27 protein-coding genes are annotated in these 23533 nt (G+C 39.0%); 26 read left to right on the top strand and 1 reads right to left on the bottom strand.

All coding sequences use genetic code 11. The annotated features are described in order from the left end of the window. Positions 1-16: 16 nt before the first annotated feature. Positions 17-973, bottom strand: a complete 957-nt coding sequence (locus NST66_RS21645; protein ID WP_014458240.1) for a DUF1385 domain-containing protein — start codon at positions 971-973, stop codon at positions 17-19. A gap of 313 nt (positions 974-1286) precedes the next feature. Between NST66_RS21645 and NST66_RS21640 the strand changes: the two genes are divergently transcribed. From NST66_RS21640 to spo0A, 26 genes are all read left to right on the top strand, one after another. Then, entirely contained in the window at positions 1287-1823 is a 537-nt protein-coding gene (locus NST66_RS21640; protein WP_033579707.1) for a YqhR family membrane protein, read from the top strand. A 121-nt stretch (positions 1824-1944) separates the two neighbouring features. After that, positions 1945-2382, top strand: a complete 438-nt coding sequence (aroQ, locus tag NST66_RS21635; RefSeq protein ID WP_340843691.1) for a type II 3-dehydroquinate dehydratase — start codon at positions 1945-1947, stop codon at positions 2380-2382. Position 2383: 1 nt separating this feature from the next. Continuing rightward, positions 2384-3442 carry a M24 family metallopeptidase gene (locus NST66_RS21630; protein WP_033579709.1) on the top strand — a complete coding sequence of 353 codons (1059 nt, stop codon included), beginning with the start codon at positions 2384-2386 and terminating at the stop codon, positions 3440-3442. A gap of 19 nt (positions 3443-3461) precedes the next feature. After that, on the top strand, positions 3462-4019 hold the full coding sequence (efp, locus tag NST66_RS21625; RefSeq protein WP_013059155.1) for an elongation factor P: 558 nt from the start codon (positions 3462-3464) through the stop codon (positions 4017-4019). Between the two features lie 138 nt (positions 4020-4157). Then, on the top strand, positions 4158-4439 hold the full coding sequence (locus tag NST66_RS21620; protein ID WP_028411599.1) for a YqhV family protein: 282 nt from the start codon (positions 4158-4160) through the stop codon (positions 4437-4439). 65 nt (positions 4440-4504) lie between these two features. Beyond that, positions 4505-5452: a stage III sporulation protein AA gene (spoIIIAA, locus tag NST66_RS21615; RefSeq protein WP_028411598.1), complete on the top strand. Its 948-nt coding sequence runs from the start codon at positions 4505-4507 to the stop codon at positions 5450-5452. A 6-nt stretch (positions 5453-5458) separates the two neighbouring features. Further along, complete coding sequence (gene spoIIIAB / locus NST66_RS21610) at positions 5459-5971, top strand: stage III sporulation protein SpoIIIAB (protein ID WP_028411597.1); 513 nt, start codon at positions 5459-5461, stop codon at positions 5969-5971. Positions 5972-5990: 19 nt separating this feature from the next. After that, positions 5991-6197 carry a stage III sporulation protein AC gene (spoIIIAC, locus tag NST66_RS21605; protein ID WP_013059151.1) on the top strand — a complete coding sequence of 69 codons (207 nt, stop codon included), beginning with the start codon at positions 5991-5993 and terminating at the stop codon, positions 6195-6197. Between the two features lie 20 nt (positions 6198-6217). After that, on the top strand, positions 6218-6601 hold the full coding sequence (gene spoIIIAD, locus NST66_RS21600) for a stage III sporulation protein AD (RefSeq protein WP_013059150.1): 384 nt from the start codon (positions 6218-6220) through the stop codon (positions 6599-6601). 24 nt (positions 6602-6625) lie between these two features. Continuing rightward, a complete protein-coding gene (gene spoIIIAE, locus NST66_RS21595) occupies positions 6626-7810 on the top strand; it encodes a stage III sporulation protein AE (protein WP_013059149.1) in 1185 nt (394 codons plus the stop codon). Further along, on the top strand, positions 7807-8436 hold the full coding sequence (spoIIIAF, locus tag NST66_RS21590; protein WP_224980536.1) for a stage III sporulation protein AF: 630 nt from the start codon (positions 7807-7809) through the stop codon (positions 8434-8436). Before spoIIIAE ends, spoIIIAF begins: the two co-directional genes overlap by 4 nt. Then, positions 8433-9095, top strand: coding sequence for a stage III sporulation protein AG (gene spoIIIAG, locus NST66_RS21585; RefSeq protein WP_028411595.1), 663 nt, complete (start codon positions 8433-8435; stop codon positions 9093-9095). Before spoIIIAF ends, spoIIIAG begins: the two co-directional genes overlap by 4 nt. 7 nt (positions 9096-9102) lie before the next feature. Then, on the top strand, positions 9103-9753 hold the full coding sequence (locus NST66_RS21580; RefSeq protein ID WP_223268967.1) for a SpoIIIAH-like family protein: 651 nt from the start codon (positions 9103-9105) through the stop codon (positions 9751-9753). 352 nt (positions 9754-10105) lie between these two features. After that, entirely contained in the window at positions 10106-10612 is a 507-nt protein-coding gene (accB, locus tag NST66_RS21575; RefSeq protein WP_013059145.1) for an acetyl-CoA carboxylase biotin carboxyl carrier protein, read from the top strand. 12 nt (positions 10613-10624) lie between these two features. Next, complete coding sequence (accC, locus tag NST66_RS21570) at positions 10625-11977, top strand: acetyl-CoA carboxylase biotin carboxylase subunit (protein WP_028411593.1); 1353 nt, start codon at positions 10625-10627, stop codon at positions 11975-11977. Between the two features lie 29 nt (positions 11978-12006). After that, a complete protein-coding gene (locus tag NST66_RS21565; RefSeq protein ID WP_013059143.1) occupies positions 12007-12408 on the top strand; it encodes an Asp23/Gls24 family envelope stress response protein in 402 nt (133 codons plus the stop codon). A 221-nt stretch (positions 12409-12629) separates the two neighbouring features. Continuing rightward, entirely contained in the window at positions 12630-13022 is a 393-nt protein-coding gene (nusB, locus tag NST66_RS21560; protein WP_013059142.1) for a transcription antitermination factor NusB, read from the top strand. An 84-nt stretch (positions 13023-13106) separates the two neighbouring features. Then, positions 13107-14447, top strand: coding sequence for an exodeoxyribonuclease VII large subunit (gene xseA, locus NST66_RS21555; protein WP_034271010.1), 1341 nt, complete (start codon positions 13107-13109; stop codon positions 14445-14447). Between the two features lie 3 nt (positions 14448-14450). After that, the gene (locus NST66_RS21550) at positions 14451-14684 is read left to right on the top strand and encodes an exodeoxyribonuclease VII small subunit (protein ID WP_013059140.1); all 234 of its coding nucleotides are present in this window, start codon (positions 14451-14453) and stop codon (positions 14682-14684) included. Beyond that, positions 14684-15580 carry a polyprenyl synthetase family protein gene (locus NST66_RS21545; protein WP_033579711.1) on the top strand — a complete coding sequence of 299 codons (897 nt, stop codon included), beginning with the start codon at positions 14684-14686 and terminating at the stop codon, positions 15578-15580. The genes NST66_RS21550 and NST66_RS21545 overlap by 1 nt, the downstream gene beginning before the upstream one ends. 320 nt (positions 15581-15900) lie before the next feature. Beyond that, positions 15901-17802, top strand: coding sequence for a 1-deoxy-D-xylulose-5-phosphate synthase (dxs, locus tag NST66_RS21540; RefSeq protein ID WP_033579712.1), 1902 nt, complete (start codon positions 15901-15903; stop codon positions 17800-17802). Continuing rightward, complete coding sequence (locus NST66_RS21535; protein ID WP_028411589.1) at positions 17799-18626, top strand: TlyA family RNA methyltransferase; 828 nt, start codon at positions 17799-17801, stop codon at positions 18624-18626. Before dxs ends, NST66_RS21535 begins: the two co-directional genes overlap by 4 nt. 161 nt (positions 18627-18787) lie before the next feature. Beyond that, a complete protein-coding gene (gene ahrC / locus NST66_RS21530; protein ID WP_013059136.1) occupies positions 18788-19237 on the top strand; it encodes a transcriptional regulator AhrC/ArgR in 450 nt (149 codons plus the stop codon). A 16-nt stretch (positions 19238-19253) separates the two neighbouring features. Then, positions 19254-20981, top strand: a complete 1728-nt coding sequence (gene recN / locus NST66_RS21525) for a DNA repair protein RecN (RefSeq protein WP_028411588.1) — start codon at positions 19254-19256, stop codon at positions 20979-20981. A 182-nt stretch (positions 20982-21163) separates the two neighbouring features. Further along, positions 21164-22444, top strand: coding sequence for a SpoIVB peptidase (spoIVB, locus tag NST66_RS21520; protein ID WP_340843690.1), 1281 nt, complete (start codon positions 21164-21166; stop codon positions 22442-22444). Between the two features lie 227 nt (positions 22445-22671). Further along, complete coding sequence (gene spo0A, locus NST66_RS21515; RefSeq protein ID WP_013084985.1) at positions 22672-23460, top strand: sporulation transcription factor Spo0A; 789 nt, start codon at positions 22672-22674, stop codon at positions 23458-23460. Positions 23461-23533: the final 73 nt, after the last annotated feature.

Genomic DNA, 23533 nt, shown 5'->3' with positions numbered 1-23533 from the left:
AGCAAAACGGTGTGGATTAGACAACTTGTTCGTCAGTGGTAGAAGAAAGTTCATTTTCAACGCGTAAAAGTTCTTTAAATGAAGCAATCGCAACTTCAACTTGATCATCTTTTGGTTCTTTGGTTGTTAAAAGCTGAAGCCATAAACCGGGATAACCTAAAAAGCGAAGAAGAGGGACATGACGAACTTTATTGGTTAACTGTAACACTTCAAATGATAAACCAAGGACAACTGGAATTAATGCAAGGCGATCCACAATTCGTAACCAAAGAGGATCCGTTGGAACTAGTAGGTAGACAAACATTCCTACAACTACGGTAAAGAGGATAAAGCTACTTCCGCAGCGATAATGAAGTCGAGATTGTGCTTGAACGGCTTCTACCGTAAGTTCAGCATTGTTTTCATATGCATTAATGACCTTGTGTTCTGCTCCATGATATTGAAACACCCGTTTAATAAGTGGCGTTTGTGAAATCACATAAATATAGCCAAGGAGCAATAATAGTTTAAATACTCCTTCAATAAAAACTTGAGCTACACTTGAAGTGAAAACAGGACGTGTCAATTGTGCTAAAAACACAGGAATCAATGTAAATAGTACTTTCCCGAAAAGAAAGGATATTACACCAATAGTTGCAACGCCAAATATTAAAGATAGTTTTGATTCTTTTTTCTCTTTTTGTTGTTCTGCTGCTACTTGAGCATCATCTTCTGGATTCACGTCATAGCGTTCAGAGGAAAAGTTCAAGTGCTGCGTACCGTTTGCACTGGCTTCAACAATAGCAGCAATTCCTCGTAAAAAAGGAATTTTTTTTAAAGCAGTGAGTACGGAATTTGATTTTCTTTTTGAATGAAAATAATCAATAGATTGATCTTTGCGGCGAATAGCCGTCACCATCATACGTTTGCCACCGAACATGACACCTTCTATAACGGCTTGACCACCATACGCAGGTTTTTGTAATTTAGACATTTCAGGCACCAACCTAACTTAACTAGACTAGACTTCTTAGTATTTTATATTCTACAGCAAAATCAAATAAACCTCTAGGCGGATGCATGTTATCTAGTTTAGCCAATATTTTTCATCTCCACACCCTTCATATGAATTTTTTTCCTTTCATTTATAAAATTTGTTTATGAAACTCTGTGCGAAGTAGTTTTAAAATGTCTCTGCGATATCAGGCGCCCTTCTTGCGTATAGGAAGAGTAATAAACGTAAAAACTTAGAACTGAGTCGGTAGGAAATGAGAAAAAAGTTCATACTACATCAAGAGGTGATTAATATGTCAGAACCTAAAGAACAGCATGAAAAAAAACAGGATAACCAACCTACGCATAAACAGGAAATATCTTTTTTATTTAAAGCCATCTTTATTTCCTTTTTTGGAGGGGTTTTCTGGAGCTTTATTGGCTATTTAAATTATCTGTTTAGCTTTAGTGTTATCAATCCAAATATGCTTTTAGATCCATGGGCATTAGGTAATTGGAAGGATAAAGGAATAGGTGTTATCGTCAGTATTTTTCTCATAGGGGTATTATCTATTGTTGTCGGGTTGTTATACTACGTCCTATTAAAGAAGTTTAAAACAATTTGGATAGGTTTTGCTTACGGCTTATTATGGTGGGCAATCGTATTCGTTGTTTTGAATCCGCTCTTTCCTAACTTGAAAACAATTGGAGAGCTTCCAGCTAACACAATTATTTCATCCCTCTGTATTTATATTTTATATGGTGTATTCATCGGATATTCCATTTCTTTTGAAGCGGCAGAGCTTCAAACAAAAGATGAATCTACAGATTTTCAAACGGCGAATAAGTAGTGTGAATGTTCCAACGTATGCTAATATATTCTATATAATGATTTAAAAAGAAAAATAAAGTGTAAATTCACACAAGTGAGCTGCATAAAGGGTGCGTAGTAGGGGAGAGTGTTGAAATAAGATGAATAAGATTTTAGTAATAAACGGTCCTAATTTAAACCGTTTAGGCGTACGCGAACCAGCGGTATATGGGACAGATAATCTTCAAAATCTTGAAGAGAAGCTTCAGCGAGCAGGCAGAGACTATGGGGTAGAAGTTGAGTGCGTACAGTCTAATCACGAAGGTGTAATTATCGACTGGATTCACGAAGCGGATGAGAAGTTTGATGGGATTATGATCAATCCTGGTGCTTTTACTCACTACAGTTATGCCATTCGAGATGCGATTGCCAGTATATCTGTTCCTGTTATTGAAGTGCATATTTCGAACGTACATAAGCGTGAAGAGTTTCGCCACCATTCGGTGACGGCACCTGTTACGCATGGTCAAATTGTCGGGTTAGGTTTATACGGATACGAGCTTGCTCTGCAGGCACTTTTACAATTAAGGGGGAAATAAAATGAAAATCGAAAAACTACGCGAACAGTTTTCAAAGTTGAATGTAGACGGTGTTGTCGTTACAAGTGAATATAACAGACGCTATATGACCAATTTTACAGGATCTGCTGGTGTCGTTATCATTTCTGAAGACAAAGCGGCATTTGTAACAGATTTTCGTTATGTTGAACAAGCAACTAGTCAAACAGAAGGTTTTGATATCGTTCAGCACAAGGGTCCTATTGTAGAAGAAGTAGCGAATGTAGTGAAACAATTTGGAATTAAAAAGCTTGGTTTTGAACAGAATTATGTTACATATGGACAGCATCAATTATTTGATAAGCATATCGGCGCGGAACTTGTTCCAATCTCGCACGCAATCGAAAACTTACGCTTGATAAAGAGTGACTCAGAGATTAAGATATTAAAGGAAGCTGCAAAAATAGCAGATGCAGCATATGAACATATTTTAACCTTTGTTCGTCCTGGTTTAACAGAGCTTCAAGTATCGAATGAACTGGAGTTCTTTATGAGAAAACAAGGCGCAACATCTTCATCTTTTGATACAATTGTTGCTTCAGGGCATCGCGGGGCTTTACCGCATGGTGTTGCTTCTGACAAAGTAATTGAAAAAGGCGAACTTGTAACGCTTGATTTTGGCGCATACTATAATGGTTACTGTTCAGATATCACACGAACATTTGCCGTCGGTGAAGTAAGTGATAAGCTAAAAGAAATTTATAATGTCGTACTGCAAGCAGAGCTTAACGGAATGAACGGTATCAAAGCAGGTATGACGGGTAAAGAAGCAGATGCGCTAACGCGTGATTATATTACAGAACACGGATACGGCCAGTATTTTGGACATTCGACCGGTCACGGCGTAGGGTTAGAAGTACACGAAGGCCCATCGCTTTCTGTGAAATCTACAGATGTACTGCAGCCAGGTATGATTGTAACCGTTGAACCAGGTATTTACATACCAGACTTAGGGGGCGTTCGTATTGAAGATGATACGGTCGTCACAGCAGAAGGTAATGAGGCATTATCGCACTCATCAAAAGAGTTCATTATTTTATAAAATGTAGGAGGATTTCTTCATGATTTCAGTAAATGATTTTCGTACAGGTTTGACAGTAGAAGTAGACGGGGGTATTTGGCGTGTAATGGATTTCCAACACGTAAAGCCTGGTAAAGGCGCTGCATTCGTTCGCTCAAAACTACGTAACCTTCGTACAGGAGCTGTGCAAGAAAAAACGTTCCGTGCAGGTGAAAAGGTAGGAAAAGCTCAAATTGATAATCGTAAAATGCAATATCTATATGCAAGCGGCGATCAGCACGTATTCATGGACAACCAGTCTTATGAGCAATTAGAGCTTCCGGCGAGTGCAATTGAATATGAGCTAAAATTCTTAAAAGAAAATATGGAAGTCGCAATTATGATGTATCAAGGTGAGACATTAGGTGTTGAACTTCCAAACACAGTTGAGCTTAAAGTAACAGAAACTGAACCTGGTATTAAAGGTGACACAGCTTCTGGCGGTACAAAACCAGCAACTGTTGAAACTGGTTTAACAGTAAACGTTCCTTTCTTCGTAAATGAAGGCGACGTATTAATTATTAACACAACAGACAGCAGCTACGTATCACGCGCGTAATTCGGTCGTGTAAGCAAGCTGCAAACACACGAAAAAGGCAGAGAATGATTCTCTGCCTTTTTTGTGTGTTTTTTTGTGCTAACCCTTCCTTATTTTGCATAGGTTGTACTAAACAACGCAGAGATATAGGAGGGGCTTATGAAGCAGTGGTTGGATCATTTAAACGGTACGGTATTAACGATGGCGTGCCTTCGATTTATTTCTTCATTTATTGAGTTTATTGCCGCTATTTTAATTGTCACAAACAATGATGTGAAAAAAGCGTTAATGATTAATGGAATGCTAGCGCTTGTTGGTCCGATTGTAATGGTGAGTTCTTTCACCATTGGTTTAGTGTCCGTAGCAGATCAATTATCTTTTGGAAAATTAATCATGATTGTAATAGGAGTGCTCTTCATTTTAATCGGTGTTTTTAAATAAAAGGTAGGCATAAAATGGTCAAGCTCATAATACATTGAAGTGAGTTCAAATATGAGGGGATGAATATGTTAAACGAAATACTTGCAATTTTTCCGCCTAATTTAAAAAAGACTGTTGAATTTTATGTCACAAACCATTCTCATGTGCTAGAAGAAATTCGAGTGCGCATAGGAAGACCTGTCGAATTTACAATCAACAATCAGCCTTATTTCGAATCGTATCTTCCAAGTGCAGAAGATGCTTTATTTATCTTAAATAAACTAAGCCAGTTTTCGATTTATATGATTGAAGAAGAATTAAAAAAAGGATATGTCACCATTGAAGGCGGACACCGGGTTGGACTAGCGGGAAAAGTTGTAACGGAAAATGGACAGGTTCGTGTGATTCGTGATGTATCATCCTTTAATATCCGGATTGCTAAACAAAAGATTGGCATTTCGAATCAGCTTATTCCTTTTTTATACAATCGCTATTGGCAAAGTACGGTCATTATAGGACCTCCTCAAACAGGAAAAACAACCATGATTCGTGATTTAGCCAGAGTAATAAGCACTGGCATAGAGCGCTCTAAGATTCCTCCGTTTAAAGTAGGGATTGTAGATGAACGATCAGAAATTGCTGGGGCTGTTAAAGGGGTTCCTCAGCATACATTCGGATCTAGAATGGATTTATTAGATAGCTGTCCGAAAGCTGAAGGCATGATGATGATGATTCGCTCCATGAGTCCCGATGTACTGATCGTGGATGAAGTTGGAAGTGAAGAAGATTGTAAGGCCGTACTTGAAGCCGTTAATGCTGGTGTTCGTGTCATTATGACTGTTCATGGGTATGACATTGACGATTTAATGAAGCGTCCCACTTTGCAAGCTTTAATGAAACTTCACGTATTTAAAAAGTATGTTGTGCTATCGAACAGCCGAGGTCCTGGAACACTTCAGGCTATCTATGATGAGCATTATAATTCCATGAAATTGACCGCTGAAAAGTCGCTTATTGAAAATAGTAAAGGGTGATGGTGTATGAAACTGTTTGGTGCCATCTTTATCTTATTTGCTTCCACTTACACTGGATTTGAGTTTGCAAAGCAGCTTAGCGAAAGACCTAGGCAGCTCAGGCAATTAAAAACGGCTCTTCGGTCGTTAGAAGCGGAAATTATGTATAGCAACCGGCCTCTTCAAGAAGTTGCTCATTTGTTATCTCTACAGCTTCCTAACCCTTTAGCTTCTTTATTTAGTGAGTTTTCAATGAAATTAAAAGAAGGTACTGAAAGTGTCAAGGAAGCTTGGGAAAAGACGTTGGACCAATTTTGGAAACAAACCGCACTTAAAACAGGAGAACTGGAAATCTTAAAACAATTTGGTGAAACGCTTGGTCAGCATGATCGTTATTCGCAGCAAAAGCATATTTTGCTGACGCTGAACCATCTCGAACGCGAAGAACAAGATGCAGTTGATAAGCAGAATCGCTATGAAAAAATGGTTAAAAGTTTAGGCTTTCTATCTGGATTGCTACTGGTCATCCTATTGATGTAGCGATGGAGGAGGATTGAATGTGGGAATTGATATGAACACCATTTTTCAGATTGCTGGGATTGGTATCGTCGTAGCTTTTTTAGTCACCGTACTCGAACAGATGGGAAAAAAAGATTACGCGAATTGGGTTACCCTCATCGGTTTTATTTATATTTTATTTATGGTTGCTTCGATTGTGGAGGACTTATTTCAAAAAATCAAATCGGTTTTTTTATTTCAAGGGTAGAGGGGTGATTTGCCATTGAAATGCTTCAAATTGTGGGCTTAGGATTAGTAGCGACATTTTTGGCACTCATTTTAAAAGAACATAAATCACCTATTGCTTTTTTACTTGTCGTATTCGTGGGATCCGTGATCTTTCTTTTTTTAATTGATCAAATCTACGAGATTATTAAGATGGTCGAGCGGCTGTCGATCAATGCTCACGTTAACATGATTTATGTGGAAACCATTTTGAAAATCATTGGTATTGCCTATATCGCCGAATTTGGTGCTCAAATTACGAAAGATGCAGGACAAGGTGCCATTGCTTCTAAAATTGAATTAGGTGGAAAAGTGCTGATTCTCTCCATGGCAATTCCTATTTTGACGGTCATTATTGAAACGATTATTTCAATGCTGCCCAATTAATTTTACTTAATATGAGGTGACGAAATGAAGCGGTGGACGTTTAAAGTGAATATACTCGCTCTTCTTTTGTTCCTCTTTTTTTTCTTTCCAGAAAATGTACAAGCTTCCGAACCCCCGAAGCAGCAAGAACTTGTCAATGAACAAATTGATAAGCTCGGTATCGATGAAGTCAAACAGTTTTGGGACGATATTATTACCCAATACGGCGGCTTTTTACCCGAGAGTCAGAAGGGAAGTTTAGTCGATTTTTTAAAAGGAGAAAAAGAGTTCTCTCTTAAAGAATGGCTAGGAGGTCTTGTAAAGTTTTTATTTCACGAAGTATTAGCGAATGGAAAGCTCCTCGGTACACTCATTATGCTAACGGTTTTTAGCGTGTTTTTGCAAACGCTCCAAAGTGCGTTTAATCAGCAAACCGTAAGTAAAGTAGCGTATGCGCTTGTATATATGGTTTTGATCATCATTGCTCTTAATAGTTTTCAAATTGCTATTTCTTATGCAACAGGAGCGATCGAGACCATGACCAAATTCATTTTAGCTCTGGTGCCGCTGCTGCTTGCCTTAATGGCATCATCAGGAGGAGTTGTATCGGCAGCCTTTTTTCATCCGATGATTTTGTTTTTAATGAACACCAGCGGTTTGCTTATTCAATACGTAGTGATGCCGCTGCTTTTTCTTTCAGCACTGCTTAGCATTGTGAGTACGATTTCAGATGAGCATAAGGTTACACAGCTTGCTCAGCTGTTGAGAAATATAAGCATTGGCGTGCTTGGAATATTCCTAACTGTTTTTTTAGGTGTGCTATCCGTCCAAGGTGCCACATCAGCTGTTGCTGACGGTATTACGATTCGAACGGCAAAGTTCGTCACAGGGAACTTTATACCTGTTGTAGGACGTGTGTTCACAGATGCGGCTGATACAGTCATCAGTGCCTCGCTTCTATTAAAGAATTCAGTAGGGATTGCTGGAGTAGCAGTCTTACTGTTAATCGTCGCATTTCCGGCTATTAAAGTGTTAACGCTCGCTTTTATCTATAAGCTAGCAGCAGCTCTTCTTCAACCCATTGGAGGAGGACCGGTTATTTCCTGCTTGAGCATTATCAGCAAAAGCGTCATCTATATTTTTGCGGCGCTTGCTGTTGTCTCGCTTATGTTTTTCTTATGTTTAACGGTCATCATTACAGCGAGCAACGTCACAATGATGGTGAGGTGAAGAAATTGCAGGCCTTAACGACGTGGATTACGAATATCGTTCTTTTTATCTTATTAGCTACCATTATTAATTTACTGTTGCCCAATTCTAGTTTTCAAAAGTATACGAAGCTGGTGGTTGGACTTCTTTTGATGCTGATTATTATTACACCCGTTTTTCAAATTTTTAAAGTGGATGTTAATCAAATGCTGAAATCACTTAGCTTATCATCTATTCGATCCGATCAACAGGTAGAAAATTCAATAGAAAATCAGAAAAAAGAAATACAAGCTTCACAACGTGCATATATTTTAGAACAAATGGCTGTCCAAATGGAGGCAGATGTAAAAGAGGAGTTGATGGATCAGTATGGTGTAGCAATTGATCGAATTCACATTGAAACAAAAAAGCCGAACGACGAACCTACCGCTGATAATATTAAATCCATTTCAGTTGCCGTAAGTAAAAAAGCATCGGGTGATTCCGAGGTTGTTTCAGCTGTGAAAGTTATTTCTATTGATACCTCCACACCGATCGAAACAAACAAACCAACAGAATCCAAGAAATTATCCAACTATTTAGCAGCAAAATGGGATGTAAAACAAGGCCAAGTTGTTGTGAATATGGAGGAGGGAGACACGAAATGAGTCAAAAGCCAGAAAAAGGTGACCCATCATTTTTTCAGCGGTTCTTTTCACTTAAACAGTCATCAACTACGAAGAAACCTTCAAAGTTAATGTATATAGGTATTTTACTAGCTGCAGGCGTTATCTTTATGGTATTTAGCAACTCACTCACAACATCTATGAATTCAGGCGGATTATTAAAGAGTGCAAGCAAAGAAACCAGCGCACCACCCGTATCACAAGATATTCCCGCTTTTAGCTCCAAAAAGACAACAACGATGACAGGTTATGAAGAGCGGTATGAGGAAGAATTGAAAGATATTTTAGATCAAGTTAGAGGCGTAAGTAAGGTAAAAGTAATTGTGAACCTAGATGCAACAGAATCCAAAATATATGAAAAAAACAGTGTGACAAAATCGCAAACGACCAACGAGACGGACCGTGAAGGAGGGACTCGTAAAGTTGAAGATTCCTCAACAGATGAACAGCTGGTCATTGTAAGAAGTGGAGAACAAGAAAAGCCTGTTGTAGTCAAAACCGAAAAGCCAAAAGTCAGAGGTGTGTTAGTTGTCGCTAAAGGAGCTGATAATATCGAGGTAAAGAAATCTATTATTGAAGCCGTGACAAGAGCGCTCGATATACCAAGTCATAGAGTAGCAGTATTAGCGAAAAAAGGATGAGGGGGAAATGAATATGTTATTAAAAAAGCAAACGGTTTGGTTATTAACAATGTTAAGTTTAGTTGTTGTGTTATCGGTGTACTATATGACAACGCCAGAAAATCCTCAGAGTAATGTTGCGCTAGTAGACAATGAAAAACAAAGCGAAAAACAGGCTGATGACAAGGCTCCTGCAGAAGATACAAAACAACAGGCAGATGAGAAATCAGGAACAAAAGAAGATTCAAAAACCGAAGGCTCAGCAGAAGATGTAAAAAAGGAAACGGCTAAAAATGCAAAAGAATCAGCGGTTGTATCAAGCACAGATAGCGACGAGCTATTTACGGCGCTCCGCTTGGAATTAAATGATGAAAGAAGTCAGCTGAAAGAAGAGTATCAGGAAGTAGCGGCATCAAAAAATGTAACGCCTGCAGAAGTAAGCAAAGCGATGGATAAAATCGATGAATTATCAAAGCTCGGGGAAAAAGAAGCAACGCTGGAAACATTAATTAAAGCAAAAGGATACAGCGACGCGCTAGTAAGAGCAGATGGAAAACAAGTGCAAATTACCGTTAAGACAGAAAAACACTCAAAAACAAAAGCCAATCAAATCATTCAGCTAGTCAAAAAAGAAATGGGTCCAAAAGAAGTAGCGGTAGAGTTTCAGCCAACTAAATAAAGGGAATAAAAGAAGTGTAAAACAGCCGCAAATTGGGGTTGTTTACACTTCTTTTTTTATGAAATGACTAAAATCTAAGCGAGACGGGAAAAATTTTAACATGGCTTTCTTTTTTTACTTCGGTTATAATAGGTTTCATAATCTTATATTAGTACTAGGTGACAAATGTTTTCATAAGTATTGTCATCTGTAAAGCTATGTTTCCATTTATAAAACAATAACGCTAAAAAGTTATTATAGAGTAAGTGGAACTTCTTTTTAATGTTTGCCAAACGAATTGAATGGCTGTAGCCATTTATCGTATTATTAACATTGTAGAGAATTCTATTTTCATGAGGTAGGAGTGTTCAATATGTTAAAAATTCAAGAGATCCGTGAGATCATTAAACTAGTTGATCAATCATCAATCGAGGAGTTCACCTATGAGCACGAAGGCTCCAAAATCAAGATGAAGAAAAAAGACGCAATTGTTTCCAAACAAGCGCAGCAAGTAGTGGTTTCGGCACCTGAACAAGCAGCAGCACCTGCACCGCAGGCAGCAGCGGCTCCAGCGCCAGCCCCAGCAGCACAGTCTGCTCAACCAAAAGAAGAACAAGCGGCCCCAGCGGTTGATGAAAGCTTACATAAAATTACATCTCCGATGGTAGGCACATTCTATGCGTCATCATCGCCAGAATCAGATGTATACGTAACGCCTGGAGATAAAGTACAAAAAGATTCGGTTGTATGTATCGTAGAAGCAATGAAATTATTTAATGAAATCGAAGCAGAAGTTAAAGGTGAAATCGTTGACGTATTAGTTGAAAATGGACAACTTGTAGAATACGGTCAACCTCTTTTCTTAGTAAAGCCTGAATAAGGAGCGGTAAATATGATTAAAAAGCTATTAATTGCGAATCGAGGAGAAATTGCGGTTCGAATTATTCGAGCGTGTAAAGAGTTAGGTGTAGAATCAGTAGCTGTTCATTCTCAAGCTGATCGCGACTCTTTGCATGTACAATTAGCAGACGAAGCGTATTGTATTGGACCAACGTCATCTAAAGACAGCTATTTAAACTTTACAAATATTATGAGCGTTGCGATGCTAACGGGCTGTGACGCCATTCACCCTGGATACGGCTTTTTAGCTGAAAACGCTGATTTTGCAGAGCTATGCAGAGAGTGTAACGTTACATTTGTAGGACCAAGTCCGGAAGCCATTAACAAAATGGGAACAAAAGACGTAGCGAGGGAAACGATGCGTGAAGCCGGTGTCCCAATTGTTCCTGGTTCCACTGGAATTGTAGAGTCAGTGGAAGACGGTATGTCAATCGCTAATGATATTGGCTATCCTGTTATTATTAAAGCAACGGCAGGAGGCGGAGGAAAAGGAATCCGCGTTGCGAAAAATGAACAAGAGCTTATTAAAGGTATTACAATTACGCAGCAAGAAGCTGCTACAGCTTTCGGTAACCCTGGTGTGTACATTGAAAAGTTCATTGAGGATTTCCGTCACGTTGAGATCCAAGTGTTGGCTGATTCTCATGGGAATACTGTACATTTAGGAGAGCGTGATTGCTCGATTCAACGCCGTCTTCAAAAATTAATTGAAGAAACGCCTTCTCCAGCGTTGGACGAAAAAACGCGTGAATTAATGGGCGACGCTGCTGTTAAAGCCGCTCAAGCCGTTAATTACACAGGAGCCGGAACCGTGGAATTCATTTATGATTATCGTGAAAACAAATTTTACTTCATGGAAATGAATACGCGTATCCAAGTAGAACATCCTGTTACAGAGATGGTGACAGGAGTTGACTTAATTAAAGAACAAATCAACGTGGCAAATGGTGAAACTTTACCGTTTACGCAAGAAGAAGTGACGTTTAACGGATGGGCAATTGAGTGCCGAATCAACGCAGAAAACCCAGAGAAAAACTTTATGCCATCACCAGGTACGATTCAAATGTACTTGCCGCCAGGTGGCTACGGAGTGCGCGTAGACTCTGCTGCATACCCGGGCTATGCAATCCCACCTTACTATGATTCAATGGTGGCTAAATTGATTGTTCATGCGCCAACTCGTGAGGAAGCTATTGAACGAATGAAGCGCGCGTTAGATGAATTTGTTATCGATGGCGTTGCGACCACTATTCCTTTTCACCAAAAGCTATTAAATCATGAAAAATTTGTTAGCGGTGAATTCAACACGAAGTTTCTTGAGCTATATGACGTAATGAATTCTTAGTATAATATAAACTATAGGAGGTGCTGTACATGAATGAAAATCATGTATTAGAAATGGAAGAACACCCAAATTCTCTTGGCAAAGTAGAAATTGCTCCTGAGGTTATTGAAGTCATTGCGGGTATTGCTGCTTCTGAAGTAGAAGGCGTTTCTGCAATGAGAGGAAATTTTGCAGCTGGCGTTGTGGAGAAACTAGGAAAGAAAAACCACGGTAAAGGTGTAAAAGTGGACTTAACAGAAAACGGGATAAAAGTAGACGTGTTTTGTATGATGAAGTTTGGTGTGTCTATTCCAAACGTAGCGCAGCAAGTACAAGATAACATTCGTCAAGCCCTTAAAAATATGACAGCTATTGATCTCGATGAAGTAAACATTCATATCGTAGGGATTCAGTTTGATACGCAAAAAACTGATATTGAAGAAGTTGAATAAAACAAACGTTTACCTAACGGCTGTTGCTAAAATGGAATAACGTATGATTACTTGTTCCTTTTCAACACAAGCTATGGTAAAGTGAAAAAGACTGTCTCGTCATAAAGACGGTCTTTTTCGTGTTCTACAAACTTCGTATAAGAACAATCAAGTATCGTTTCATAAACTATGCTATTATCTAGGTATACTAGTTGAAGAAGATAAATAAAGGAGCAAAAATAATGAAAAGACATACAGCACGCCAAAAAGCATTACAAGCACTATTTCAGCATGATTTAGGGCAAACCGAGCCAATGGAGGCAATCGGAAATGTTGTACAAAACGAAAAGTCTGATCAATTTTTAGAAAGTCTTGTGCTAGGTGTAGTTGAGCATCAGCAAGAAATTGATGAACTTTTACGCAATCATTTAGAAAAATGGACGTTAGACCGCGTAGCTACTGTAGACCGCGTAATCCTGCGTATTGCCGTATACGAAATGAAGTATGAAGAAGAAATTCCTACGAGCGTTACGTTAAATGAAGCGATTGAATTAGCAAAAACATTTGGCGATGATCAATCAAGCAAGTTTATCAACGGCGTATTGTCTAAAGTGTTAACAACTTTATCTAAATAAACGTTCATCTTGCCAAATCAAGTGACTAAAATGCTTCTCTCCTTTATATAAAGGGGAGAGGGTGACTGCAAAGGAGGCAAAATGATGAGTGAAGTGCGTTATCTAACCGTTACGGCTCTTACACGATACATCAAGCGCAAGTTTGACGTAGACCCTCACATGCAAGATGTATGGATTAAAGGAGAAATTTCTAACTTTAAACGTCATAGTCGAGGACATATGTATTTCACCTTAAAAGATCAAAATGCTCGTATCGCAGCCGTTATGTTTGCTGGGCATAACCGTCAGCTTAATTTTCAGCCTGAAGAAGGAATGAATGTACTGATTCGAGCTGAAATTTCGGTTTATGAACCAAGCGGAAATTATCAAATGTACGTAAAAGAAATGCAGCCTGACGGCGTTGGAAACTTATACTTGGCCTACGAACAGCTGAAAAAAAAGCTGGAAAAAGAAGGCTTGTTTGATCATGCTAGAAAACGAAAACTTCCGAAGTATCCAACAACAATAGGTGTGATTACATCTCCTACTGGAGCCGCCGTACGTGATATTATTACGACATTAAAGCGCAGATATAACGCGAACATTATTGTTATGCCCGCTCTTGTTCAAGGAGTGAATGCGGCACCGTCTATCATCAAGGCAATTGAAGAAGCAAACCGTCGTAAAGAAGCAGACGTATTAATTGTCGGCCGCGGCGGCGGGTCAATTGAAGAGCTTTGGGCGTTTAACGAAGAAAGCGTAGCTCGTGCAATTTTCACTTCTACTATTCCCGTTATTTCAGCGGTTGGACATGAAACCGATTTTACAATTGCAGACTTTGTAGCAGATTTGCGAGCCCCTACTCCAACGGGTGCTGCGGAGCTGGCAGTACCTCATATCAGTGAAATTACAGAAAGATTGACTCAGCGAAATATCCGTCTTCTTCGTTCGATGAAAGAGATGCTTCAGTCTAGTAGCCGCAGGCTTGAACGATCTCAGAAATCATATGCTTTTCGTTACCCTCAAAAGTTGGTCGAGCAAAAAGAGCAGCAGTTAGATCAGCTGATGGAGCGTTTTTATCGTGAAGGTAGAAGGTACATTGAGCATAAACGGACGAACTACGAGCAGCTAACAGCCGCTTTGTTGCGCAATCACCCCGAGCATCAGTTAACGAAAGCGGCAGACCGTCAACAGCAGCTGACGAAAATGCTAACAAAAGAGATGCAGCAGCTGCTAAAGCAAAAACAGCTTTTATTTGCCACGGCAACGTCAAAATTACATACGCTTAGTCCATTAAAAACAATGGAAAGAGGCTACAGCTTAGTATACGATAAAGAAAAAGAGTTAATTAAATCAACCAAACAAGTATCCAAAGGTGATGTGGTAAACGTTCGTTTGACCGATGGACAGTTGCAGTGTGAAGTTTCGAAAATAGAGGAGCGATGAAAAATGGCGACAAATAAAGAGTATACGTTTGAAGAGGCGATGGAGCAGTTAGAAACCATCGTAAACAAGCTAGAAGAAGGCGACGTGCCTTTAGAAGAAGCAATTCAACAATTCCAAGAAGGAATGACTCTTTCAAAATTCTGTCACGATCGTCTTCAGCATATTGAAAAGCAAATGGAAACTATTTTACGTGAAGACGGAACGCTTGAGCCATTCTCGGTACAGGAGGAAGAGTGATGGTGAATGAAATGAATTTAAAAGAGTATATTTCTTTTACAAAAGATCGAGTAGAAACACGCTTGCCTGAAGTGGTAAAGGCATTACATGCTCCGGTTAACTTAAAGGAATCCATGCTTTACTCGCTTACGGCAGGAGGAAAGCGACTTCGCCCAGTGCTGTTGTTTGCAACGCTACATGCATTTGGAAAAGACGAAAGCATGGGATTAGAAACAGCCTGTGCAGTGGAAATGATTCATACATATTCGCTCATTCATGATGATTTACCTAGTATGGATGATGACGACTTAAGAAGAGGTAAACCGACAAATCACAAGGTGTACGGCGAAGCAACGGCTATATTAGCTGGAGATGCTCTTTTAACAAATAGCTTTCAGCTCATTTCTGAAGCGGTACATCCTGAAATTACATCACATATGAAACTTCAGCTCATTACAGAACTGGTAAAAGCAAGCGGAACAGAAGGTATGATCAGCGGACAGGTTGCAGATATGGAAGGTGAAAAAAAGCAGCTCACGCTAGATGAGCTTGAATATATTCATCTTCATAAAACGGGGAAGCTGCTAGGATTCTGTGTAAAAGCAGGAGCAATTCTTGCAAAAGCTACGCCTCTACAGCAAGAATTATTAGAAGAATTCAGTAAGCATGTAGGGTTAGCGTTTCAAATTCAAGATGATATCTTGGATGTGGAAGGGTCTGAAGAAAAGTTAGGAAAGCCAATTGGCAGTGATACAGAAAATGAAAAAACGACATATCCTTCTTTATTAGGTATGGAAGCGGCCAAAGAAAAGTTACAGTATCATGTTGAACAAGCACTTCTCTCGTTACGTCAAGCTCAAATTAAGCACGGATTACTAGAAGAAATTTGTTTATATATAGCAAAACGTGATAGTTAATGACGATTTCTGTCAGGTTTTTTGAGTGATACAGTAAAATAAGATTGAGTCCCAATAGGGGCTATGCTATAATGATTTTACTACTGTATAAAAGCGTAGTGCATAGGTTTGAAAGACATATACAATATCTTGGTGGCCGTTATCACATTTGTGTTAGCGGCTATTTTTTCACTATTTTCCTTTGAATATCACTGGTTTACTGATAGAATATCAAAGGTATTGTAAGTAATAAGGAAATACTAAAAATTGACTATACGTATAAAACAATAGACAATGTATTAAGGTAACTTTATAACAAGTACGAAAGTGAGTGATCCACCTTGGATCTTACAACGATAAAAAATCCTGAGTTTTTAAAGAAAATGTCAGTAACACAATTAGAAGAACTAAGTGAAGAGATTCGTCGTTTTTTAATTACAAAGCTTTCTGCAACTGGTGGTCATATAGGGCCAAATTTAGGGGTTGTTGAGTTAACGCTTGCACTCCATAAAGTGTTCGACAGTCCAAAAGATAAATTTTTATGGGACGTCGGGCATCAGTCGTATGTCCATAAAATTTTAACAGGACGAGCGGGAGAGTTTGATACAATCCGTCAATATAAAGGATTATGCGGTTTTCCAAAGCGAGATGAAAGTGAGCATGATGTATGGGAAACGGGACATAGTTCTACATCTCTTTCAGCCGCAATGGGAATGGCTGCTGCAAGAGATTTGCAAAAAACAAAAGCTCACATTGTTCCTATCATTGGTGACGGAGCTTTAACAGGTGGTATGGCTCTTGAAGCGCTTAACCACATCGGGCACGAGCAAACGGATATGACCGTTATTTTAAATGACAATGAAATGTCTATCGCTCCTAACGTCGGGGCTGTACACAGCATTCTGGGGCGTTTGCGCACGGCGGGCAAATACAACTGGGTAAAAGATGAGCTTGAAGTTCTACTGAAAAAAGTGCCTGCGGTAGGCGGTAAGCTCGCGGCAACGGCAGAACGTGTAAAAGATGGCCTAAAGTACATGGTTGTGTCAGGCATGTTCTTTGAAGATCTTGGCTTTACGTATTTAGGACCGGTTGACGGCCATAGCTATGACGATTTATTGGAAACGTTACAATATGCAAAGAAAACAAAAGGACCGGTACTTATTCATGTGATTACGAAAAAAGGGAAAGGGTACTTGCCAGCGGAAAGCGATAAAAGCGGAGCGTGGCATGGTACAGGCCCTTACAAAATTGAGTCCGGTGACTTTATTAAAGACAAAAATGTTCCGATTGCTTGGAGTAAATTAGTAAGTGATACGGTATTGAAAATGGCTAGAGAAGATGAGCGTATCGTAGCAGTAACGCCAGCAATGCCTGTAGGTTCAAAACTTGAAGCGTTTCAAAAAGAGTTTCCGCATCGCATGTTTGATGTTGGGATTGCAGAGCAGCATGCAACAACAATGGCCGCTGGTCTTGCAACTCAAAATATGAAGCCCTTTTTAGCTATTTATTCGACGTTTTTACAGCGTGCATACGATCAAGTGGTTCATGATATTTGCCGTCAGAAGCTAAATGTATTTATTGGGATTGATCGAGCTGGACTAGTAGGTGCTGATGGTGAAACGCACCAAGGTGTATTTGACATTGCGTTTTTACGTCATTTGCCTAACCTTGTTATTATGATGCCAAAAGACGAGAATGAAGGTCAGCACATGGTTCACACTGCTTTGACTTATGAAGAAGGTCCGATTGCGATGCGCTATGCGAGAGGAAACGGATTAGGTGTTGAACTAGATTCAGAACTGAAAAACATTCCGATCGGTACATGGGACGTATTAAAAGAAGGTTCGGATACAACCATTTTAACGTTTGGTACAACGATTTCAATGGCGATGGATGCAGCAGCAGAACTTGAGAAGCAAGGAATCAGCGTCAAAGTGGTCAATGCTCGTTTTATTAAACCGCTGGATGAAAAAATGCTTCACGAGATTTTCCAAACGAATAAGCCTGTGATTACGGTGGAAGAAGCGGTACTTCAAGGCGGTTTTGGAAGTGCGGTGTTAGAGTTTGCATCAGAGCACGGCTATTATGATACTCGCGTTGAACGTATGGGTATTCCAGATCGCTTTATCGAGCACGGCAGCGTAACAAAACTTTTAGAAGAAATTGGCTTAACCAAAGAAGAGATTATAAATCGAGTTAAAAAACTCGTAACACCAACACAAAAGAGGCTTGAAGTTAAGTGACAAAAAAAGAACGAGTAGATGTATTATTAGTAGAACGAGGTTTGATTGAAACAAGAGAAAAAGCAAAGCGTACAGTGATGGCAGGACTTGTTTATGCGAATGAAGTCCGTTTGGATAAGCCGGGAGAGAAAATTGAACGCGATACGCCGCTGACAATTAAAGGTGCAGTGATGCCTTACGTCAGCAGAGGCGGCTTTAAGCTTGAAAAAGCGATTAAAGAATTTAATGTCCATGTAGCGGATAAAATCATGATTGATATTGGTTCTTCTACTGGAGGCTTTACCGATTGTGCGCTTCAAAATGGAGCGAAGATGTCCTATGCGCTAGACGTAGGCTATAATCAGCTAGCTTGGAAGCTTCGTCAAGATGAGCGAGTAGAAGTAATGGAACGAACAAATTTCCGTTATGTGACACCAGCTGATTTATCAAGAGGCTTGCCTGAATTCGCTTCTATTGATGTATCGTTTATTTCCTTAAGACTCATTCTCCCTGTGTTAAAAACACTTCTTGTTCCATACAGCGATGTTGTTGCACTTGTTAAGCCACAGTTTGAGGCTGGAAGAGAGCAAGTTGGGAAAAAAGGAATCGTGCGTGACTCAAAAGTGCATGAAGAAGTCCTTCAAGGAATGGTGGATTTCTCCCTTCGTCAAGGATACGATGTATATAACATGTCGTATTCACCGATAACAGGAGGAGATGGAAATATCGAATTTCTTCTTCATCTGAGCTGGAAAGGCGAGCGTGAACTTGGTGAAAATCAAGCTCCGCTTACTGTGCGTGAAGTGGTCGAAGAAGCACATAAGACGTTAAAAGAGAAAAAGTAATAATGGCCAATGTTAAGCAAAAACTTAGCATTGGCGATTTGATTATGACTCTTTATACAAAAGGTGCATAATCAAGTTGAACACATTATGATACTTAATTAGTGAAAGACTTATAAACAACAAAACAAAAAGAAGATTACATATTAATGTGAGGTGCCAACATGAATAAAGGGCAAAGACATATTAAAATTCGTGACATTATCACGAATAATGATATTGAAACACAGGATGAATTGGTAGATATTTTAAAAAACCAAGGTTTTAATGTAACACAGGCAACAATCTCTCGTGATATTAAAGAACTGCACTTAGTCAAAGTGCCTTTGATGGACGGACGATACAAATACAGCTTGCCTGCAGATCAGCGTTTTAATCCCTTACAAAAGTTAAAGCGCTCTCTTATGGACGCATTTGTAAAAATTGATTCAGCCGGGCATATGCTGGTGATGAAAACATTGCCGGGAAACGCAAATGCGATTGGCGCATTAATTGATCATTTGGACTGGGATGAAATATTAGGAACAATTTGTGGAGACGATACATGTTTGATTATTTGCCGTACTCCTGAAGATACGCAAATTATATCAGACCGATTCTTAGAAATGTTATAAAGGTGAGTGAAGCAGGTTGTTAGCTGAATTATCCATTAAAAACTTTGCGATTATTGATGAACTTTCTGTTTCATTTGAAAAAGGCTTAACGGTATTAACAGGCGAAACAGGAGCGGGAAAGTCGATTATTATTGATGCCATTTCATTGTTAGTAGGTGGAAGAGGCTCTTCGGAGTTTGTCCGCCATGGAACAGACAGAGCCGAAATTGAAGGGCTTTTCTTATTTGATGAAGAACAGCATCCGAGTCACGAAAAAGCCAAACAAGTCGGTTTGGAAGTGGAAGATGGAATGATTGTGCTTCGCCGAGATATCACTACAAATGGGAAAAGTATTTGCCGTATCAATGGGAAGCTCGTAACGTTAGCTATCCTACGTGAAGTCGGACAGACGTTAATTGATATACATGGACAGCACGAGCACCAAGATTTAATGAATCAAGATCGTCACTTAACTCTTCTTGATCAATATGGAGGAGAAAAAGTAGAAGAGGCTTTGACGGAGTATCGAGAGGTATTTTCGAGGTATACGTCGCTAAAAAAGCAGTTGGATCAATTAACTGAAAATGAGCAGCAGATGGCACATCGCCTCGATCTTATTCAATTTCAATTAGATGAAATCAAAGCCGCAAATTTGCAGCTCAATGAAGACGAGGAACTAAATGAAGAGCGTTTGAAGATTTCCAACTTTGAAAAGATCTATACGTCGCTAAACGATGCGTACAATGCGCTGCACGGTGAACATCAAGGTCTGGATTGGGTAGGCGTAGCAATGAATCATACGGAGGATATTTCGTCACTGGAAAAAAACTATGCCGAAATTTCGGAGATTATTTCATCGAGCTTCTATCAGTTAGAAGACGCATCTTATAAAATTCGTCAGCAGCTAGATTTATTAGAATTTGATCCGAAACGCTTAGACTTTATTGAAGCGCGTTTAAATGAAATTAATCATTTAAAGCGTAAATACGGTCAAAGTGTAGATGAAATTCTAGAATATGCAGCGCAAATTGAAGATGAAATTGATCGTATTGAAAATCGAGATACGCACGTGAGCAAGATCAAAGAACAGTTAAACAGCGTAGCACAGGATTTATTAGTAGAAGCTAACAACGTTTCAGCTATTCGAAAAAAACTTGCTCAGGAGTTAACGGACAGCATCCATCATGAGCTTCAAGAACTCTATATGGCTAAAACCGTATTTCAAATTAAATTCTCTGTCGTAAATGCAGGTAAAAATGACGTTGAAGTAAATGGCGAAAGAATAAAATTCACCAAAGACGGCATTGACAACGTAGAGTTTTATATTTCTACCAACCCTGGTGAACCGTTAAAGCCTCTTGCGAAAGTAGCATCAGGCGGAGAACTGTCAAGGATCATGCTGGCGTTAAAGAGCATCTTCTCTAAGCATCAAGGCGTGACGTCCATTATCTTTGATGAAGTTGATACAGGCGTAAGTGGAAGAGTAGCTCAATCGATCGGTGAAAAAATACATGCCATTTCCGTTGATTCGCAGGTTCTTTGCATATCTCATTTGCCGCAGGTAGCAGCTATGGCAGATACTCATCTCTTTATTGCTAAAGAGATAAAAGGTGATCGTACAACGACATCTGTTCTTCCATTAACTCTTGATGAAAAAGTAAAAGAAATTGGTCGAATGATTGCAGGAGCTGAAATTACAAGCTTAACGAAGGAGCATGCCAAAGAGCTTTTAGATTTAGCGGATAAGATGAAGCAGACCATTTAACAAAACACCTTTTAACACGTAACAGTATGTGTTAAAGGTGTTTTTTTATACAAAATGGAGGAACTGAAAATGTTTCCTTGCACTTCTTTTCATTTTTCTCTGAACTTCTGTTATAAATGCGCTCTAAGAAGGCTAAATTAAATGTGTAGCCATTTAGGCGAGGAAGCGAGGAGAGTGAAAACATGCAAAATCGATACAGACATATAATTGGTGCGATTCTCCTTGTTTCGTTCATTTTTGTAGGATTTATTCCAGTTGTGCAACAATATATACACATTCCAAAACAAATCGTCTTATTTGAACAGCAAAAAGAAAAAATTAATACGACATTACCGCTTAGCGTAGAAGCTTCATCACCTGTTTACGATGTAACAAGTAACAAGGCGAAGCTGACCGTAGCAGGCAAACAGGTAGGCAAAGAAGAGTTGATGCTTCATTTGGCCGGTATTCCTGTAAAGCGTGTAGACGTGCAGGTATTATCTGATTTTAAAGTCATTCCTGGTGGACAATCAATCGGTGTGAAATTAAATTCAAAAGGTGTTCTTGTTGTAGGCTATCATCAGGTAGATACAGCACAAGGTAAAAAATCTCCTGGCGAAATTGCGGGTATTCAAGTTGGAGATATGATTACGAAGATTAATGGTAAAACCATTGAAAAAATGAGTGATATTACACCGTTTATTCAGCAGGCAGGGAAAACGGGTGAACCATTAAATCTGCATATTTTAAGAGAAAAAAAGCAGTTTGACACGAAGCTGTATCCGTTAAAAGATAAGCAAGATTATGCGTACAGAATCGGTTTATACATCCGTGATTCAGCTGCAGGAATTGGCACAATGACTTTTTATGATCCAAAATCTAAAAAATACGGCGCTTTAGGCCATGTTATTTCGGATATGGATACAAAAAAGCCAATCGTAGTAGAAGATGGACAAATTGTCCGTTCGACCGTTACATCAATTGAGAAAGGTTCGAACGGCGTTCCCGGCGAAAAGCTAGCGAGGTTTTCTGAAGATAGACAAATCATTGGGAATATTACACGAAATAGTCCTTTCGGTATTTTTGGAAAATTGTCTTCAACGATGGAAAACGGAATAATGGATAAAGCAATGCCAATTGCTCTATCTCATCAAGTAAAAGAAGGACCTGCTAAAATTCTAACGGTAGTAGATGATGATCAAGTGGAAGAATTTGATATTGAAATTATGAGTACTATACCTCAAAAGTTTCCGGCTACTAAAGGAATGGTTATTAAAATTACAGATCCTAAATTGTTAAAGAAAACAGGTGGAATTGTTCAAGGAATGAGCGGGAGTCCGATTATTCAAAACGGTAAAGTCGTTGGAGCGGTTACCCATGTTTTTGTAAATGATCCTACCTCCGGTTACGGTGTCCATATTGAATGGATGCTTAACGAAGCAGGAATCGATATTTATAAAAATAATCGAAAAAAAGCGAGCTAATGTTGTCATTAGTTCGCTTTTTTTGATAAAAATTATTGTCGTAAATGTACGAGAAAAACGTCGAAAAACAAAGAAAATAAGAGAAAATCGAATAAATTCCATTTAAAAGACTTTTTTCTAAAAAAATAAAGGAAATAATGTTGCATTGTCGAATTTGTCCTTTAGAATAAAGAATAGAGACACGTAGGAAACGACGTATAACATAAAGGACTGAGGAGGAAGCTGCATTGAAAAAAATTAAAGTATGCTTGGTTGATGATAATCGGGAACTAATTGGTTTGCTTGAAGATTATATTTCAGAGCAAGAAGACATGGAAGTAATCGGAGTAGCTTACAATGGACAAGAGTGTTTATCCATTTTAAAAGATAAAGATCCGGATGTTCTTGTATTAGACATTATTATGCCGCATCTAGATGGATTAGCAGTTTTAGGTCAGTTAAAAGAAATGAAAAAAGAAAATTATCCAAATGTCATCATGCTAACAGCATTTGGGCAAGAAGACGTAACGAAAAAAGCGGTTGATTTAGGAGCTGCTTATTTTATTCTAAAGCCGTTTGATATGGAAAACTTAGTGAATCATATTCGTCAAGTTAGCGGACAAACATCTTCATTTATGCAACGTTCATCTTCTTCCATGCGTTCGCATCGCGACAGCAAACCAGCAAATTTAGATGCAAGCATTACGAGCATCATTCACGAAATTGGTGTACCTGCTCATATTAAAGGCTATTTATATTTGAGAGAAGCCATTTCAATGGTATATAAGGATATTGAGCTGCTTGGGTCGATTACAAAAGTGCTGTATCCTGACATTGCAAAAAAATACAATACAACAGCAAGCCGCGTTGAGCGCGCCATTCGTCATGCCATTGAAGTAGCATGGAGCCGAGGGAACATTGATTCTATTTCTTCATTATTCGGATATACTGTCAGCATGTCAAAAGCAAAGCCGACAAATAGTGAATTTATCGCCATGGTTGCGGATAAATTACGCCTTGAACATAAAGCGAGTTGAAAGGGATAGGACTGCTGGAATTACGGGGTTTTGAGTGAGCTGATACCTTTTGTAATACAGAGTACATGCCGAT

It is taken from the genome of Priestia sp. FSL W8-0524, assembly GCF_038005965.1.
GTDB classification, from domain to species: Bacteria; Bacillota; Bacilli; order Bacillales; family Bacillaceae_H; genus Priestia; species Priestia zanthoxyli.
Note: the sequence above shows the minus strand (reverse complement) of the source record. Positions and strands in the feature narration are given on the sequence as shown.